The sequence below is a fragment of the Rahnella sp. EDr1-12 genome (genome assembly GCF_049206505.1).
Taxonomy (GTDB): domain Bacteria; phylum Pseudomonadota; class Gammaproteobacteria; order Enterobacterales; family Enterobacteriaceae; genus Rahnella; species Rahnella rivi.
Window position 1 is genome coordinate 24,222 of sequence record NZ_JBLZNY010000003.1, and the last position, 13,847, is coordinate 38,068.

Annotated in this window: 19 protein-coding genes and 1 pseudogene; 10 read left to right on the forward strand and 10 right to left on the reverse strand. The window is 47.9% G+C overall.

The features are described from left to right. Positions 1 to 242 precede the first annotated feature (242 nt). Positions 243 to 410, reverse strand: coding sequence for a YhfL family protein (locus ACO0U8_RS13955; protein WP_072158075.1), 168 nt, complete (start codon positions 408 to 410; stop codon positions 243 to 245). 369 nt (positions 411 to 779) lie between these two features. Between ACO0U8_RS13955 and ACO0U8_RS13960 the strand changes: the two genes are divergently transcribed. From ACO0U8_RS13960 to ACO0U8_RS13975, 4 genes are all read left to right on the forward strand, one after another. Continuing rightward, positions 780 to 2,345, forward strand: a complete 1,566-nt coding sequence (locus ACO0U8_RS13960; RefSeq protein WP_421671008.1) for a tannase/feruloyl esterase family alpha/beta hydrolase — start codon at positions 780 to 782, stop codon at positions 2,343 to 2,345. A 183-nt stretch (positions 2,346 to 2,528) separates the two neighbouring features. Beyond that, positions 2,529 to 3,131, forward strand: a complete 603-nt coding sequence (locus ACO0U8_RS13965) for a TetR family transcriptional regulator (protein WP_414072144.1) — start codon at positions 2,529 to 2,531, stop codon at positions 3,129 to 3,131. Continuing rightward, entirely contained in the window at positions 3,124 to 3,459 is a 336-nt protein-coding gene (locus ACO0U8_RS13970) for an SMR family transporter (protein ID WP_056773809.1), read from the forward strand. Before ACO0U8_RS13965 ends, ACO0U8_RS13970 begins: the two co-directional genes overlap by 8 nt. Before the next feature lie 34 nt (positions 3,460 to 3,493). Next, positions 3,494 to 4,360, forward strand: a complete 867-nt coding sequence (locus ACO0U8_RS13975; protein ID WP_056773814.1) for a helix-turn-helix domain-containing protein — start codon at positions 3,494 to 3,496, stop codon at positions 4,358 to 4,360. A gap of 63 nt (positions 4,361 to 4,423) precedes the next feature. Here ACO0U8_RS13975 and ACO0U8_RS13980 read toward each other — a convergent pair whose 3' ends face one another. Next, on the reverse strand, positions 4,424 to 5,203 hold the full coding sequence (locus tag ACO0U8_RS13980; RefSeq protein WP_136375502.1) for a (S)-acetoin forming diacetyl reductase: 780 nt from the start codon (positions 5,201 to 5,203) through the stop codon (positions 4,424 to 4,426). Between the two features lie 240 nt (positions 5,204 to 5,443). Between ACO0U8_RS13980 and ACO0U8_RS13985 the strand changes: the two genes are divergently transcribed. From ACO0U8_RS13985 to ACO0U8_RS13995, 3 genes and pseudogenes are all read left to right on the forward strand, one after another. Next, on the forward strand, positions 5,444 to 5,857 hold the full coding sequence (locus ACO0U8_RS13985) for a hypothetical protein (protein ID WP_421671009.1): 414 nt from the start codon (positions 5,444 to 5,446) through the stop codon (positions 5,855 to 5,857). 135 nt (positions 5,858 to 5,992) lie between these two features. Then, entirely contained in the window at positions 5,993 to 6,181 is a 189-nt protein-coding gene (locus ACO0U8_RS13990) for a hypothetical protein (RefSeq protein ID WP_136375504.1), read from the forward strand. 610 nt (positions 6,182 to 6,791) lie between these two features. Next, positions 6,792 to 7,427: pseudogene (locus tag ACO0U8_RS13995) on the forward strand (porin); the annotation flags it as partial. An 80-nt stretch (positions 7,428 to 7,507) separates the two neighbouring features. On the opposite strand, the gene ACO0U8_RS14000 reads toward ACO0U8_RS13995, so the two are convergent. From ACO0U8_RS14000 to ACO0U8_RS14020, 5 genes are read right to left on the reverse strand one after another with little or no spacing between them, the layout of a single operon-like run. Continuing rightward, positions 7,508 to 8,632 carry a phage integrase Arm DNA-binding domain-containing protein gene (locus ACO0U8_RS14000; protein ID WP_421671010.1) on the reverse strand — a complete coding sequence of 375 codons (1,125 nt, stop codon included), beginning with the start codon at positions 8,630 to 8,632 and terminating at the stop codon, positions 7,508 to 7,510. Then, the gene (locus ACO0U8_RS14005) at positions 8,616 to 8,858 is read right to left on the reverse strand and encodes an excisionase (protein ID WP_136376633.1); all 243 of its coding nucleotides are present in this window, start codon (positions 8,856 to 8,858) and stop codon (positions 8,616 to 8,618) included. The genes ACO0U8_RS14000 and ACO0U8_RS14005 overlap by 17 nt, the downstream gene beginning before the upstream one ends. 43 nt (positions 8,859 to 8,901) lie before the next feature. Continuing rightward, the gene (locus ACO0U8_RS14010) at positions 8,902 to 9,195 is read right to left on the reverse strand and encodes a hypothetical protein (RefSeq protein ID WP_136376632.1); all 294 of its coding nucleotides are present in this window, start codon (positions 9,193 to 9,195) and stop codon (positions 8,902 to 8,904) included. Further along, positions 9,195 to 9,671 carry a hypothetical protein gene (locus ACO0U8_RS14015; protein WP_421671011.1) on the reverse strand — a complete coding sequence of 159 codons (477 nt, stop codon included), beginning with the start codon at positions 9,669 to 9,671 and terminating at the stop codon, positions 9,195 to 9,197. Before ACO0U8_RS14015 ends, ACO0U8_RS14010 begins: the two co-directional genes overlap by 1 nt. After that, entirely contained in the window at positions 9,664 to 9,960 is a 297-nt protein-coding gene (locus tag ACO0U8_RS14020; protein ID WP_421671012.1) for a DUF4406 domain-containing protein, read from the reverse strand. Before ACO0U8_RS14020 ends, ACO0U8_RS14015 begins: the two co-directional genes overlap by 8 nt. 915 nt (positions 9,961 to 10,875) lie before the next feature. On the opposite strand from ACO0U8_RS14020, the gene ACO0U8_RS14025 reads away from it, so the two are divergent. Beyond that, positions 10,876 to 11,112, forward strand: coding sequence for a hypothetical protein (locus tag ACO0U8_RS14025; RefSeq protein WP_390976250.1), 237 nt, complete (start codon positions 10,876 to 10,878; stop codon positions 11,110 to 11,112). Here ACO0U8_RS14025 and ACO0U8_RS14030 read toward each other — a convergent pair. From ACO0U8_RS14030 to ACO0U8_RS14040, 3 genes are all read right to left on the reverse strand, one after another. Beyond that, positions 11,072 to 11,380, reverse strand: a complete 309-nt coding sequence (locus tag ACO0U8_RS14030) for a hypothetical protein (protein WP_421671013.1) — start codon at positions 11,378 to 11,380, stop codon at positions 11,072 to 11,074. The two genes, ACO0U8_RS14025 and ACO0U8_RS14030, sit on opposite strands and share 41 nt — an antisense overlap. Positions 11,381 to 11,633: 253 nt before the next feature. After that, a complete protein-coding gene (locus ACO0U8_RS14035; RefSeq protein WP_421671014.1) occupies positions 11,634 to 12,005 on the reverse strand; it encodes a zinc ribbon domain-containing protein in 372 nt (123 codons plus the stop codon). A gap of 43 nt (positions 12,006 to 12,048) precedes the next feature. Further along, positions 12,049 to 12,732, reverse strand: a complete 684-nt coding sequence (locus ACO0U8_RS14040; protein WP_421671015.1) for a LexA family protein — start codon at positions 12,730 to 12,732, stop codon at positions 12,049 to 12,051. A gap of 100 nt (positions 12,733 to 12,832) precedes the next feature. On the opposite strand from ACO0U8_RS14040, the gene ACO0U8_RS14045 reads away from it, so the two are divergent. Together ACO0U8_RS14045 and ACO0U8_RS14050 are read left to right on the forward strand one after the other, a co-directional pair. Further along, positions 12,833 to 13,075: a Cro/Cl family transcriptional regulator gene (locus tag ACO0U8_RS14045; RefSeq protein ID WP_421671016.1), complete on the forward strand. Its 243-nt coding sequence runs from the start codon at positions 12,833 to 12,835 to the stop codon at positions 13,073 to 13,075. 28 nt (positions 13,076 to 13,103) lie between these two features. Further along, positions 13,104 to 13,634 carry a YmfL family putative regulatory protein gene (locus tag ACO0U8_RS14050; protein ID WP_421671017.1) on the forward strand — a complete coding sequence of 177 codons (531 nt, stop codon included), beginning with the start codon at positions 13,104 to 13,106 and terminating at the stop codon, positions 13,632 to 13,634. Positions 13,635 to 13,847 lie beyond the last annotated feature (213 nt).

Genomic DNA, 13,847 nt, shown 5'->3' on the forward strand with positions numbered 1-13,847 from the left:
GGAAGGCGTTAAACATGCCCGTTCTGTTTACATCAGGTCACCTGCAGAAAAAGTTTACCCCGTTTCCCTCCTGAGAGACTCAAAAGACGCAAGTGCCAAAGCTTTACTCCGTTGGTTTTAGAGCCAAAGTATTAGAATGTTGTAACTAAAAATGGCTTTTTAAAAAGGGAGATCACTCTCCCTGTATAAAGATCCGGGTATGATGAATGCCGGATAATCACGCGAGTGGCGTGATTATTGACTTATTTATCAGTCGGGCCGCAACCACCAATCCATTTGGAAATAGACAGGCTTGGTGTCAGTAAATAATCATAGCTGCAGTTTTTATCTTTGTTAGACACGCTGCCGGTGCAACCTGAAAGGGTGGAAATAACCGCACCAAGAAGTACAACTTTAATTACGTTTTTCATGAAAAATCCTTTTAAAATATTATGTTAGTAGCGCTTAGCGGGCATCTGCTATCAAATGCCTGCAGCAATATACTCTGACGTACAGCAAGGGACAAATTAAAAGTCATTATTTCTAAATTTTATTTTTATTAATAATTTCGCTAAGTAAATCATTCAAGATATATATCATTTCAAAATATTCATGACCTATATGGTAATTATAAATACATAGAAAACACATATATTAACGAGCAAAACTTATTCAAAAAGGTCACGAAAGCGGTCAGGGAGCGCTTTTTTCGTTCCCTTTTTAATGACACACTGCGGCAACTCATTTGACGGAATAAACACAGCCTGATGAAAGCGTCCCTCCTTACGGGTTTGTTATTGGTGATCAGCACTGCTGTACTCGCAGCACCGCAAAAGCAATTGACTCAGGCACAGTGCATAGGCCTGAAAACCGCCCGCATTGATGCTGCCAGTATCGGGCTGCCTACGCGCGGTGCAGTGATCACCGCCGTGGCGATGGCCGGGCAGCCGAATGAACCGCACTGTAAGCTGGAAGGGCAGATTAAACCTGTAGATCTGAAATCCCCCGATATTGAATTTCAGCTGTATTTACCGCTCATGTGGAATGGTAAAGCGTTGCAACTTGGCGGTGGCGGTTTCGATGGTTCTGTAAAAGGCGCAGATACAGCGCGTCTGGCTCCGGCGGCCACACCCGGCGCGCTGAAGCAGGGCTACGCAACGTTTGGAAGTGATTCCGGACATCAGGGCGGCGTGTCTGATGCCTCATTTACTCTCAATGACGAAGCCTGGCAAAACTTCGCCGGTGCGCAAATAAAGAAAACTCACGATGTGGCAGTTGCGCTGATTCAGCAAGCCTACGGACGTAAACCTTCGCGGATGTATTTTCAGGGCAACTCGCAGGGCGGACATGAAGCGCTGGCCGCCATTCAGCGCTTTCCCCTTGACTACGATGGTGCCATCGCCATCCACCCGGTTTACAACGTGGTCGAATTACATATGGCGGGCATCCGCATTGGTCAGGCCATTTACAATACACCGGGCGCGTGGATATCTCCCGCGAAGTCAGCCCTGATCGCCAACGCGGTCAATGGCGCGTGTGACAAGCTTGACGGTCTGGCCGATGGCGTGGTTGCCAATATCAAAGCCTGCGATGCCACCTTCAAACTCGCCCATCTGCGTTGCAAAGGCGGTAAAGATGAGGGCGCGGGTTGCCTGTCCGACACCCAAATTGCGATGGTACATAGGCTGAGTAAACCGGTGTCACTCGGGGTCAGTTTGCCGTCGGGCGACAGTTTTGCGCCGTGGCCGATATTGCAGGGCGCTGATGCGCCGTCCATTGTCAGCGTGTTTGGTTCTGGTGCAGATAAACCCAAACCTGAAGCCTCAAATCTGATCATCTCCTTTCCCTACATGATGGGCGATCAGGCGGTGCGTTATGAAGTGATGCGCTCACCGCAATACGATTCGCTGACTTTTGACCCGGCAGCCCATAAGCAGCGTCTGCTGGAACTGGCTTCGCAGGTTGATAACAATGAAGCGGATATCCGCGCGTTTGTGCAGCACGGGGGCAAACTCCTGTTAATGCACGGCACTGCCGATATGGCCGTACCGCCGGGAAATACCGTGGCGTATTACGAGAAACTTCAGGCGCAGTTTGGCGAAAAAACCGTGCGTCAGTTTGCCCGCTTGTATCTGGCGCCGGGATTCACCCACAGTAGCGGGGCGTTTCGTGTCAGCTGGGATTCTCTGGGCACGCTGGATAAATGGGTAGATCACGGAATTGACCCCGGTCAGCAAGTCATGATCGACACCAATAAAGGCACTGCCGGGCGAGAAATGCCGCTTTGTGATTATCCGTTGTTTCCGAAATATAAAGGTCAGGGTGATACACACGCGGCGAGCAGTTTTGAGTGCGCAAGTGAATAATTTGATTTAATAATCGAGCGGCCTGTCAAGTCTGGCGGGTACCTTTTTCAATTCGATTGCAAGTTATTTTCGTATTATTAACTGTATATATCCCTATGTGAATGAACGTTCTCAAAAAACTTGAACATCCGTTCAAGTCTTGGCATTATCGTCCGCTGTCCGTCCCTCATTTTGGATCCTTCGTTGGCTTATCTGTGTAAAAAAGAACGTCGCGCCTCGCTTCTGGAAGCTGCCGCATGCATTGCACGTCAGGAGGGTCTGGCGGCAACCACCGTCCGGCGCGTCGCTCAGGTAGCCGGCGTTGCGGTCGGGCAGGTTCACCACCATTTTTCCAGCGCAGCTGAATTGCGTGCCCAGGCGTATGCGCGGGTAATGAAGATCCTCAAGGAGCAACTGGATAATGATTGTCAGTCCCTGAGTGCACGTGAACGCTTAACACTGTTTCTGATAAGCCCGCAGGATCAGGAATCGCTGATGGCGATCCCGTTGTGGCACGAGGCAATGCTGCTGACTGAACAGGAACCGCTGATGAAATCCGCTTTTGCGGCGTCTGTTGCCGACTGGCATCAGCTCGTTTCATCAGCCATTGAATACGGCAGGGATACCCGCGAATTTATTGCAGGGGAGTCCGCCGCGCACATTGCCTGGCGCCTGATTGGCCTGAGCAGCAGCATGGATGCCATGTCGCGTCTTGAATCTCTCGGGCTGACCAGCGTCTGCGCCGAATACAACCTTAACCGCGCCATCCAAAACGAGCTTTACCGCAAGGAAACTTCTGATGTTTAAAACCTACCTGATCCTCGGACTCGCCATTGTGGCCGAAGTCATCGCCACCAGCAGCCTGAAGAGCTCGGAAGGGTTTACCCGTTTATGGCCCAGTGTGGTCACGTTGCTGGGTTACACCATTGCGATATTTTTGCTGTCGCTGACGCTGAAAACGCTACCCACCGGGATTGCATACGCCATCTGGTCCGGTGTCGGTATCGTTCTTGTCTCAGCGATAGGGTGGTTTGGTTACGGTCAAAAGCTGGATACGCCCGCCGTCATTGGCCTCGGACTTATCATCGCCGGCGTGATCGTTGTGAACGTGTTTTCAAAATCTGTTGCGCACTAAGCGCGCGACGTTATAGCAGCACCGGGAGTCCATCTTGCAGAGCGAACAAAAACCTGATTTTCATGACGACTTGATCAAAGAGCTTCTCTACTGGATCGAAGTCAACTTAAGTGATCGTCTGACGATGGAAAAAGCCTCGAAAAAAACCGGCTATTCTCCGTGGTATCTTCAGCGATTATTTAAAAGCAAAACGGGCCACGCGCTGGGTAAATACATCCGTGACCGTCGTCTGACGATGGCGGCGATTGCTTTGCGTCTGACCAATATGCCGATCCTTGATATCTCACTCTATTATTCTTATGATTCGCAGCAGACGTTTACCCGCTCATTCAAAAAGAACTTTGCTGAAACGCCGGGAATGTACCGTCGCAACGCCTCATGGACCATGAATGGCATCACCGCGCCATTGACCGTTGACGAATTTCCACAGCCGGAATACGAAATTGTTGAGTTGCCGGAAATGGCGTTTGAAGGCGAAACCACCACGCATTCTTATCCGATCGAAGCGCTTTTCAACAGTAAAAACCACGTTCACCGGGCTGAACTGCTGCGTTATCTGGCCACGCCGGAATCATTGCTCGCGCCGGTGTGGGGGCTGTCTGATTGCCGCCCTGATACTCACGATGAAGTGGCGAATGCGTTACAGATGGAATATACCGTGGCCCATGAAGTCAGGATCGGTGCCAGTCACGACATTTTTGTGCCTGCCAGTCGTTATCTGAAGATCAATTACCCTTACGATCTCAGCCGCCTGAATGATTTCATTCTCTACATGTACTCGGTATTTTTGCCCACCCTCGGCCTGGAATTTATCATGCAGCCCGATCTGGAGAAATACTCACGGGAATCTGCACTTAACGGGGTGACCTGCGAGTATTACATACCGCTGGCGAACGCCTGACGGTTAACCGTCAGGCATAAAAAAAGCCTCTCATAATGAGAGGCCTGATTGACGCACACACACTCAGTTAAAGACCATGCCGCCGTCGATTAACAAGGACTGACCGGTCATATAATCAGAATCCGGGCCTGCAAGGTAAGAGACGCAGCCAGCGACATCTTCCGGTTCTGAGAGGCGTTTCAGGGTAATGTTTTTCGCAAACTCCTGGGTACCATAACCCACCGGCTTGCCTGCTGCTGCAGACACCTGTCGGTCAATCTCTTCCCACATAGGTGTTTTCACAATCCCAGGGCAATACGCGTTCACGGTGATGCCCAGCGGCGCTAAATCGCGTGCAGCCGTCTGAGTCAGGCCGCGGACCGCGAATTTACTCGAGCTGTAAATCGCCAGCTCCGGGTTACCGACATGCCCGGCCTGAGAACAGGCATTAATAATTTTCCCGCCGTGTCCCTGCGATTTAAAAGCTTTGATCGCCGCCTGAATGCCCCAGATCACGCCTTTTACGTTGATGTTATAGACTTTATCGACAATCTCAGGGGTGATGTCTTCAATCAGCGTGGTTGGCGCAATACCGGCGTTATTGACGATGACATCAAAACCACCGAGTTGCGTGGTGGCGGCTTCGACCGCAGCAAACACCTGATCGCGGTCTGACACATCGGCCAGCTGGGCAATAGCCTTGCCGCCAGCATGATTGATTTCTTCAGCCACTTTCTTCGCCGTTTCATGATTAAAATCTACAACAGCCACGGCAAAACCATCTTTGGCAAGACGCAGGGCAATTGCACGGCCAATCCCCTGACCGCCACCTGTCACTAAAGCCACTTTTCCATTTTTAGACATACAACCATCCTCTATGTATTCGGTATCTTCTTCAGGTGCTGCGCGCAACGCACGGAAATACCGTCTCCGTACCGTTACGTGAGCTGCTTACTGGTTTACGCCCCTGAGACAGCATGTGCAATTGTTAACCACCGTCACTAACTGTATCGATTCGAATAAGTAGGAAGGTACAGATTGGCCGCGAAACAAGGCCGCACTCGGGTAGAATAGGGGATTAACAGGAATAAACAGGGCAACACCATGACCGATAACAGCCTCACTCTGTTTCACGAGCGTCTCACCACGCTGACGCGCTCATTACAAATTTCACCGCAGGTTGCTGAAAATCAGGTACTGGACCGCATGGCACTGAGTTTTCGCAAACTGCTTAATTTTCTGGCTGAAGATGCCAGCCTTACACAGCGCGCTTTTCTCCTGCCACCGCACAGCGCCGGGACCCAGGCGTTACTGTCACAGCTTATCGCTGAAAATCTGGCACACAGTCAGCAGCACGGTCTGTTTCGTGACGATATCCCTGCGCCACTGCTCGGTCAGTGTTTTACCGGCATGCTGGTACAGCTGGCACAGAACAGCGGCGATCCGGCGTTACGCCATCAACATAGCGTCGCCTGTGCAAAATTATTCTGTGAAGGTATCTGGCCGGGCGCGGCTTAGTCGATTTATCGCTTTGCAAAGCGAAAATGGTTGGTTCAGTTCAGGGCGCAGAAAAGGTTAACTGACGTCATTCCAGCGAAAGACAATGTCTGCGCTGATCAGTGATGAACTTACAGTGAATACCCGGAGGCCCGTATGTCAACGAATACACCAGCTGCTGCGCCACGCTCGTTCTGGCAACGCCTGACTCGCCGCAAGGTGAGCGCGCACACAGAAGATAAAACGCAGGATACAACGCGTTTGCTGGAAAGTTTTCTGGCGACCGGGTGTCTGTATGGCATTGATGTGGGGAACAGTGACCCGGCGTGGTTTCGCCGCTCCTGACCGGTATACCCGTTTAATGCGCATCAGTTACTGGAACGAACTGTGCGTTTAACAAACTCTTCTCCTGAGAGTAGCCGTTTGCCTGAATAGCGGGTGTTGGCCTTGCGGATGCGCAATCCCAGCATCAGATATGCAGGTTGTTGTGGACGTTTAACGTTTCTCTGACCTCGTCGTATTTCTTAGTTCTCTCTCATTTGCAGAGCCCATAACTTTCGCCGGTTATGGGTTTTTTTATGCAAAAAAAACCCCGCAGTCAGGCGGGGTAATCATTGCGGTCGCGGACAGGGGGATCGCGACGGATAAATATAAACAATAAAACCAAGGAAGGGTAAAAATGAATTGCAGTGATGATGCCACAATCCGGAAAGTAAATTACCACAAGATAAAAGCCAAAAATAAATACAATTTATATATATTTAATTTTAATTCATTCACACCAAATATATGTCAATAGCATTGAAATACTTAGCAATAAATAATAAAAACAAACGCGATAATTTCCCTACATAACAAGGGAACTAGTTGGTTAGTATTACTGCGAGCTCTGACTCATAAATAAAGTATATATAAAAAAATTAAGTATTCAATTAAATGATAAAGGAATGACGTCATGAAATTAAAAGCATTGGCCCTGATTGTTCCAGCCTTATTAGTTGCTGGCGCAGCACACTCCGCGGAAGTTTATAATAAAGACGGCAACAAACTTGACCTGTACGGTAAAGTGGATGCTCGTCATCAGTTCTCTGACAACGTGGGTGACGATGGTGATGAAACCTACGTCCGCGTTGGCTTTAAAGGTGAAACCCAAATTTCTGACCAACTGACCGGTTACGGCCAGTGGGAATACAACGTTCAGGCGAACAACACTGAAGGTAGCAATTCAGGCAATGCGACCCGTCTGGGCTTTGCAGGTCTGAAATTCGATAACTACGGTTCTTTCGATTATGGCCGTAACTACGGCGTAGTGTATGACGTTGAAGCCTGGACCGATATGCTGCCAGTGTTCGGTGGTGATACCTACACTACCACCGATAACTTCATGGTTGGCCGTACCAACGGCGTTGCAACTTACCGTAACACTGACTTCTTCGGCGAAGTGAAAGGCCTGAACTTTGCACTGCAATATCAGGGTGCTAACGATGGCACCAACGATACTGAAGGCACAAACAATCACCGCGATGTTGGTCATCAGAACGGTGACGGCTACGGTTTGTCCACCACCTATGATTTCGGCATGGGTATCAACTGCTAACTTCATATTATTACAAGATAAATGTGCATCCCTGCAAAACTCCTGCAAAATTCTTCTGCAAAACCACCAACGAATTAAACGATAACCTCCTTCCAGTCTTTACCCCGATCGTCGTGATATTTCTCCGTCATCTGGCTATTTTTGTGTCCGAGTAAAACCTGTGTGTTCACACCCTGTTCACTGAAAAGCCGTTCTGACAGAGAACGCTGCTCGTGAAAGGTGGGGGGACTTTCCCCCGTCCATTTTAGGCCGCAGTTATCTCGCGCTTCTGCAAATCCCTTTGAAAGTGTGCTCTTAGTGATCTGCCCACCACGCGTACAATTTCTTCTCGCTCTGTGATGATGCAAGATCCATTGGCTCAAAACTGAATCACGACATTCAGCAATGACATCCTGTAGTGTAATGCCCAACGCTTCACATTTTAAAGAAAGCGGAATGGCAACTTTTGCCCCGGTTTTTTGTTGTACTATATGAAGCTTGTTATCCCAAATATCCGAGAATTTTAATTTTGAAATATCTCCAATTCGCTGTCCGGTAATAATTGCCAACAACATTGCACGGGGAATGTGCACTGGCATCTTCAAAGCCTCTTTATATATTTCCTTCCACTCATCCAATGAAAGCCTTTGCCTTGTAACTTTAGCTCTTGGTTGCTTAGTTGCTTTCGCCGGATTATATCCAGCAGGAACCTCCCCAGCATGCTGGGCTTCCTTAAAAACATCACTCAGTGTGGAACGTACCATTTGCGCCATTCGGCCTTGGCCTTTTTCTATATACAGATCCAGAATTCGGGCGATATCTCTGGCACCTACATCTGATAAGGTTTTTATGCCACAGTAAGAAACCAAAGCTCTTAATGATGGTTCACGAAGCTTTGCAGTATCAGCTTTGATCTCCCCGGCTTTAACTCTGTCTAATTGAATTAGTCTGTACTTATCAACCCATGCATTTGTGGTAATCCCTTTGCTTACCTCACGGCTAATTTCATTTCTTACCCGGAGAAGATTTGCCATTTTCCGCTGGTTTAATTGCATATTTGCATCTATTGCGATTGCTTTTGCTTCCTCTTCATTGTCTCCAAGCCCGTGAAATTTTCCTGTTCCTGGATGTTTATAACGCCAGTAAACCTTTTTGGTTCTGGCGTCGGTGTAGCAGGAAAGACCTGGGATATTCACGTTGTATTTACGTGGACGTGCCATCTTCGAGAATCCTCATTAAACGTGGATCTAAGTCCTTGCTGATCTCGGGCTTCTCGGCCATGCCAATAAAACGCGCTGTCGCTTCAACACGCCAGCAACGTCCAGCCTTAAAGGGAAGGGGGTAAATCATTCCGTTCTTGGCATACCTCATCAGCGTTGCTCTGCTGGGTATTGGTGCTGAAAACTCATCGAGAGCCCATTCATCTAACGTTAATGTTCTCGCCATAAATCACCCCACACGTTTAAGTTATAGCTTGCTGCACACCGGCTTACAGATTTGAAAGTTTTTCGATTGCTTGGTCGATAGAACCGATCGCTGTATTCAGATCAGACAGGCTAACCCGGCTCCTCAGTTCTCTGAGCTCTTCCGGGGTGTTGCAGGCTTTAACCTGTTCCATTAAACCCAGAAGATATGCTGGCGCGGATTCAGCAGTAACCGCGGCCACTTCACCAGGACGCAAAACTAAAAGCTCTCTTGCCATTGCTTCAGCCTCTCCCCAGCGCAGAGAAGGGGAGCGATGCGCTATGATTTCCTTCAGACGTTCGTTGGTTAAATTCTTCATTATTCATTTTCCTTTTTAACGATGCACTTGCAGTGATGAGCAAAACAATTAGCGAATGCGTCGCGCTGGCTATCATCGATATCAAAATTATCTTCTAACCAGTCACACAGTTTTTCTTTGCTGATGGCGGACTTTTGCGGCGGAAGGTATTTTTCTCGGTAAACGGGAATCATACCTGGACCGGCATCCTCTTCACCCGCCTCACCTACGATGTGGCCGCGCGCAAGGTGCGCGTCGTTTAACCAAGCCACCGGGACCTGATCACCTTTCATCTGAATCGCGTTGTAATTCATTTGCAGTTCGGTCAATTCACCAGCCAGCTTCCACTCCGATTTTCTGATAACTTCGAGCTGATCGAGGATTATTTTGAGGGCTTCAACAGGGATTGCCATTTGGTCATGCCCTTGATTAATTGCATTCTCAACACGGGCTTTCATAGCGCTGAAGATTTGGAAGTCTTTGGTTGCCTCAGTCATGGCTGCTAACCCTTTGTTCGATTACTTCCAAACCTAACTTCAAGGCCAGCGCATGTTCAGCTCTGGCGCCTGCGCTAAACTGACAGCCGGTCAGCAGGTAGATAGCATCTGCGCGCTGAAGCATTGTCAGGCCGACGGCCATGTAATCAGCTTCTGTCAGGCCGTCCGGCAGGATCGCTGGATTAAGCGGGACATGCTTTTCGAATGACAGATTCATCGCTGCCCGGATGAAAGCAGGGCGGTTAAATTGCGGTAGGCCGGTCATCGGCCCTGCGATGTACACTTTCATGGCTGCATTCCTAAATAAGTGATTGCCATAACCACGCCGAGGGTCAGATAAAAAGCGATATCAGTTTTCATGAAATACCCCTTTAGCTGATTTCGGCGTGAGCGAATCCCTTGCCAGTGATGGCAATTAATTTAATTTACTCAGACATAGACAAGAGCCTCTGGCTTAGTACTGGCGGGGCCAGCGAACCCTTGTCTATATTTGCGAAAAAATTGGCGGTGGTCATGATCAGAACATTATCTTCGCTCCCCCTTGGGTAGGTTGAAGAGTCATGCCACCGCCGAAAGACAAGTACACACAGCAATTATCGAGTTCCACGTCGATCTGATAGGGCGGCGGTAGTCGAAACCGCAACCGGGCGGGATAGGCCCGGCCATCACCTGATGCTTGCCACAACGTTAAGAGCACTGGTTCTGTGGTTCAGAAGTTGATTGTTAGTGAGACGCTCAACAACCAATACTCTTATCGTTGTGCTAATTCGGCGAAAACCGAGAAACCTGCTACACTAAAACCTGAATAGGAAAATTCTTAATAATTCTAATTAAGTCCCGCACCTATCCCCCGAGTTGTAAAAATGCCTGACATAAAACTCTCTTGTGAGAAATGTACTTCTGAACGTTTTGTTGCCTCTTCCAATTACCCCAGCTCTGACATGGTTTCCTCGCTCGTCTGCGCTCTTTGCCACCACCCAGTAGATGTGAGCTCAGTAGTCACATTTAGGGACACTCCATATATAGCCCTCGTTCCGCCTCTGCCAGACCACCTCTTCCAGCATATTGAATCCAGCCGCCAAGGCTAAAATTACTCAAACTCCCATCAAGTTGCAGTTCTCTTATCGTTGTGTGCCTGGTTACTTCTCCACCTCAGGCGGCGGTGGTATCTTGGTGTTTCCACACAACCAAGAAGGAAATACTTATGGAAACCATTCCAGTTGATCTGATAACTCTCGCAAGAAGAATTCAAACCCTTGAAAACGCATTCACTGTCGCAATTCATTCCATTTCTACTGCTTTACCTACAGTTAAAAGCGACGTTATTGAAAATTTAAACCGCCACGCGCAAGCTTATGAAGTTAAAGATCCGGTTATTGCAGAGACAGCCAAATCTCTTGTTAAACGGATTGAGTCTTTGAACCCTCAAGTGAAATCTTAGCTTTCGTAATTTCTGAATCTTCAATATATGCGGATCCAAAAAACTCAAAAATAACAGCAGGTTTAATTGATGCTTCTACCTGTAGCGCCGCAGATTTTTGAAGCATCTCAATTCTGTCCGTTACTTCTTGCAGCGCTTTCTGATAATGCTTTTGCATAGAAAGCGCTTCTTTCAATTGAACCGCCGCTCCGATCTTGTCCTGCATCCACTTCAGTAACTCTTCATTACTCAGGTTACTGGCAATAATTACCGGCTCTTGCTTATCCATTCTGATACCTCATTAAGCTGAAGTGCTCTTATCGTTGTGTAGCCCCGCTGAGTAAAAATATACTTATAAGTAAATGACAAGTAAATACCCCAAAGTAAATTTCATTGATTGGAATTTTAACTATATGAATTTATTGATTATTTATTTAATTGAATGAAGGAATTAAGAGTATTTAATTTCAAAGAGATGATTTAGAGGTATGCCAAGAGAATAGGAATGGAAGAAGGTACACGGCGGGGCGGAATAGGCGTGGTTAATCTAATTTAAGTGTATGAATAATAAGGCCAGTTATAATAATGACTAAAGCAAGTGCTGCAAGTCTTCTCCAGGAGATTTGAGTACCATCTCCCTCATCTTGCAATGCAGGGGCTGGCAGAACCTCACTACCGCAATGCTTGCATTTAATAGCTTGTCGTCTTATTAGCTCAGCGCAAAATGGGCAAGAACGACTATCAGAAGAATTTATAGACGTGGTGCTATCTGAAGGGATTACCAAAACGTGAATGATCGCCACGATAAATAGCAGGGCACCATAGAGCCACCAAGCACCAAATGACCTACCCTTACTTTGTGCAATAAATGCAGGTATTAATCCAAGAATTGCTGCAATGAAGAGTAGGCTCATTAGCTTGAACGCCTTATTATAATAATAAAATCAAATAGTAAGATTAAGGTAGGTTTGCAATTTTGGCATCCACTACAACACCAATAATTTTACAATTGCCGTTAATCTCCGTCATTGGCCAGTGAGGGTTGAGTGCTTTCAAAAACTTTCTGCCCGCATCGACAACATATTTTTTAAATGTTGCTTCATTGTCGGATTCAAGTTTTGCGACAACCAACTTCCCATTAGTCGCCTCAACTTCCGGATCAACTAAAATCACCATGCCTTCAGGTATGCTTAGCCCTGCCGGCGCTGTCATTGAGTCACCTTTGACATCAAGCCAAAAGGAGTTTTCGGAGCAATCTACAGTTGTCTCGAGCCACCGGTCGATGCTTTTCCTGTGATAGGGCTCAACAGCTTCCGACCACGCACCTGCGCTCACCCAGCTTATTACTGGATAGCGACCCGCTGTTTCATTAAAGCCTGCAAATGATACGTTGTTGTTTTCTTGTGTAATCCCATCCATCCAGCCCCGACTTAGTTTTAATGCATCCTCTATTTGTCGTACGGCCTTTTCCCCGATATTCCTCTTACCAGCTTTACCTTCAGGGTAAAGCATCCGAGAAATTACGGTCACATCAATACCAGTAGCCTCAGAAAAGGCTCTCTGCGTTTCAAATCGCTCTACCAACTCCTTCAACTTCAGCCGGCGGCACTCAAATACCTGGGAATTTTTGTCTTCTTTCATACCCGCATCTTACTAAAAATTACTCGCAGGTAAATGACCTGCGAGTATTGATTAAAGTTTACTTGTAAGTATACTTTGAGGTGCTAACTCAGGAGGAAACATGGACACACTAAGAATTTATCTCAACGCCCTGAGCATCGGTGAACAGCGTGACTTTGCTACTAAATGCAGCACATCCGTTGAATACCTTCGCAAGGCAATCAGCAAGAAACAAAAATTAGGGCCCGCTTTATCAGTATTGATCGAGACAAACTCTGACGGGGTTGTGAGTCGTAAGGTTCTGCATCCTGATGACTGGCAGGGAATTTGGCCAGAATTGAATTCTAAAGCCCCTGCGGCTTAATCGTAACCACAGAGAGAGGCAACACATTGTGGATAACAAAAACTTCCCTGCTCCAGCTGACATAACGGCGGCAGTGCACCAACTGATCACGTCGTTCCCAGGTGGATATGGTGCGATGTCTCAACAGCTGGCGCATGACGGAACGCATAACGCTCTGAGTAATCGCGTTCGTCAGGTCGGTGGGCAGATGGTGCCATTCGGTATGGCGATCATGATGGAACAGATTTCAGGTCGTACTGACATTACTGAGGCTATGTGCCGGGTAAACGGCGGCACCTTTGTCAAGTTTCCAGACATTGAAGAAATGGGCAATGAAGAGCTGTTGATTAAATTCAATGAGCTGCTTGCGGCGCTCGGCCAATTTGCGAAGGCACACAACGAATTCACCGCCGATGGGGTACTTGATCGCGATGAAACTAAACGTATGCGGATTAAGGGTTATCGGATTCAGAGCTTAGTTGCGGAAATTATGGTCGTGACAGAGATGTTGTTTGGAGAGGGTGACGCCCGAAGTGTGCAGCCTCGGGCGTCGGGTGCGCAATTAAACAGTGTGGAGTAATCAACGCATGAACAGTGTAAACCGCGTTCGAACAACAGTGCAATTCCAATGTGTCTCACTGTGCCCGTTCGTGTATGTCCGAATTGTACGTGAGCCAGGCAAAGCGAACAACCACAGCCCAAAGAGCCGATCCGTGGTTGAGCGTTACTGGAATATGTGCCGCCGTGCAGGCATGAGATCACAGCAGAAGATGGAAGGTTGATATGGCTGATA

What these genes read in the sequence shown, in the direction of transcription:
- ACO0U8_RS13980 (WP_136375502.1), bottom strand. Translation starts at nt 5,203, where the DNA reads ATGTCTAAAAATGGAAAAGTGGCTTTAGTGACAGGTGGCGGTCAGGGG.
- ACO0U8_RS13990 (WP_136375504.1), top strand. Translation starts at nt 5,993, where the DNA reads ATGTCAACGAATACACCAGCTGCTGCGCCACGCTCGTTCTGGCAACGC.
- ACO0U8_RS14040 (WP_421671015.1), bottom strand. Translation starts at nt 12,732, where the DNA reads ATGAAAGAAGACAAAAATTCCCAGGTATTTGAGTGCCGCCGGCTGAAG.
- ACO0U8_RS14035 (WP_421671014.1), bottom strand. Translation starts at nt 12,005, where the DNA reads ATGAGCCTACTCTTCATTGCAGCAATTCTTGGATTAATACCTGCATTT.
- ACO0U8_RS14020 (WP_421671012.1), bottom strand. Translation starts at nt 9,960, where the DNA reads ATGAAAGTGTACATCGCAGGGCCGATGACCGGCCTACCGCAATTTAAC.
- ACO0U8_RS14010 (WP_136376632.1), bottom strand. Translation starts at nt 9,195, where the DNA reads ATGAAGAATTTAACCAACGAACGTCTGAAGGAAATCATAGCGCATCGC.
- ACO0U8_RS14025 (WP_390976250.1), top strand. Translation starts at nt 10,876, where the DNA reads ATGGAAACCATTCCAGTTGATCTGATAACTCTCGCAAGAAGAATTCAA.
- ACO0U8_RS14005 (WP_136376633.1), bottom strand. Translation starts at nt 8,858, where the DNA reads ATGGCGAGAACATTAACGTTAGATGAATGGGCTCTCGATGAGTTTTCA.
- ACO0U8_RS14015 (WP_421671011.1), bottom strand. Translation starts at nt 9,671, where the DNA reads ATGACTGAGGCAACCAAAGACTTCCAAATCTTCAGCGCTATGAAAGCC.
- ACO0U8_RS14030 (WP_421671013.1), bottom strand. Translation starts at nt 11,380, where the DNA reads ATGGATAAGCAAGAGCCGGTAATTATTGCCAGTAACCTGAGTAATGAA.
- ACO0U8_RS13985 (WP_421671009.1), top strand. Translation starts at nt 5,444, where the DNA reads ATGACCGATAACAGCCTCACTCTGTTTCACGAGCGTCTCACCACGCTG.
- ACO0U8_RS14000 (WP_421671010.1), bottom strand. Translation starts at nt 8,632, where the DNA reads ATGGCACGTCCACGTAAATACAACGTGAATATCCCAGGTCTTTCCTGC.
- ACO0U8_RS14045 (WP_421671016.1), top strand. Translation starts at nt 12,833, where the DNA reads ATGGACACACTAAGAATTTATCTCAACGCCCTGAGCATCGGTGAACAG.
- ACO0U8_RS13970 (WP_056773809.1), top strand. Translation starts at nt 3,124, where the DNA reads ATGTTTAAAACCTACCTGATCCTCGGACTCGCCATTGTGGCCGAAGTC.
- ACO0U8_RS13955 (WP_072158075.1), bottom strand. Translation starts at nt 410, where the DNA reads ATGAAAAACGTAATTAAAGTTGTACTTCTTGGTGCGGTTATTTCCACC.